The organism is Ideonella sp. FW305-24 (genome assembly GCF_058788035.1).
The window spans coordinates 1-1380 of record NZ_JBYTAI010000047.1; the positions used below are offsets into that span (position 1 = coordinate 1).

Consider the following 1380-nt stretch of genomic DNA (forward strand, 5'->3'; position numbering starts at 1 on the left):
TTGCTCGGAGCGCCTTTGCTGAAAGCCACGGGCGCCGTCGGCAAGCTGGGAAAGGTCGGCGAAGTTCTATCGGGAGAACTCCAATACAGCCGCGGCGATGGCGTGACCTTGAATGTTCGTGGCGTGCGCTACGGCATCGTCGGCGACGGAGTCGCATCCTCAGGCATGGGAGGGCTTCAGCGTGGCTCGGTTGGTGGGTTCAAGGTTGGTGCTGCGGGGGCGGTTGGCAATGTGGATGCTGCCGCTGGAACGACGCTGTCCAACGACGCTGCGGCGCTTCAGGCATCACGCCAAGACCTGGCGCGGGTGCTTCACAGCACCTCGCTTGGTCTCGACCCAGCGAAGGGTGGCGCGTTTGTCGTCGACGAGGCCATTACCGGCAGTCGCCTGGAGGCCTACGTCGGGCGCCCGTTGACGCGCGACCTGAGCGGAAACGGAGACTGGGTCGCCAACAATGGAGTTACCTATGATGGTGCGAGCCCTCCACCTACCGACTACTTCAACGACAAGACGTTCGGCCAGTGGCAGAACTCCGTCCAGGCGCACCTCAACAAGCAAGGGCTGGACTACGTGGTCGTTGATTCCGTCCAACGTGGACTGACCGAGGCTCAGACCACTCTTGTGCAGCAATACATCTCGTCCCTGCCGCCCGCGCAGGCCGCCAAAATCATTCATCTCTACTAAGCCATGTCCTCCACGCTCGTATCGAACGGCAGTAGCGCCATCTGGATTCACAACGCAGTCGGCGAGGTTTGGCTGGCCGCGCTCAACGCCAAAATTCGGGCGCTTGCGAGTCCTGCCGCTGAGCTGTTGGCGCTCTCACAAGAAATCGAGCGCGCTCTAGCCGCAGGATGGGTCGAGGGCGCTTTGCAGTACGACTTTGAATCACTGCTGCAAAGTGAAGGCGTGTCCGAGGAGTTCAGAAGTCTCCAAGTGGAAGTCGAGTCGAGTATCAAGGCGAGCGCCAGTTCTTCGCCCGTCATTACGCAAGGTCTCCATCAAGCTGCGGCTGAATTTGCGCTGCCCGAAGTTCAAATGCTCTCTCAGCTGTTCTTCGACAAGAGCGCTGTACCAATGCCGCCGCACATCTACCTGCGTGACCGAGGTTGGACGCCAGCCTAAATTCAGCGACGCCTATTGGTTCGACACCAGCGCGCTGGTGGGGACGTATGACTACCAGCTGTGGGTCACCCCACCGGGCGGCGTGGTGGAGCAAACCCTGTCCGGCCAATGGACAGTGGGCGCGTCAGGCAGCGCGGCGTCTGAGTGGGTCATCCACTACCAATACGACCGCTGGGGCAACCTGCTCTCGCAGAGCGATGCGCGCAACGAAAACTGGATCACGACCTACAGCTACAACCAGCGCAACCAGATCGTTGC

General features: G+C 60.9%; 3 protein-coding genes. All 3 read left to right on the top strand.

All coding sequences use genetic code 11. The annotated features are described in order from the left end of the window. Positions 1–684: hypothetical protein (locus AC3WR5_RS33445; protein ID WP_492490109.1), on the top strand; the 684-nt coding region annotated here is incomplete at its 5' end. 3 nt (positions 685–687) lie between these two features. Then, positions 688–1122, top strand: a complete 435-nt coding sequence (locus AC3WR5_RS33450; protein ID WP_492490110.1) for a hypothetical protein — start codon at positions 688–690, stop codon at positions 1120–1122. Beyond that, positions 1097–1380, top strand: a 284-nt coding sequence (locus AC3WR5_RS33455) for a hypothetical protein (RefSeq protein ID WP_492490111.1), incomplete at its 3' end; no start/stop codon positions are given. The genes AC3WR5_RS33450 and AC3WR5_RS33455, both read left to right, overlap by 26 nt.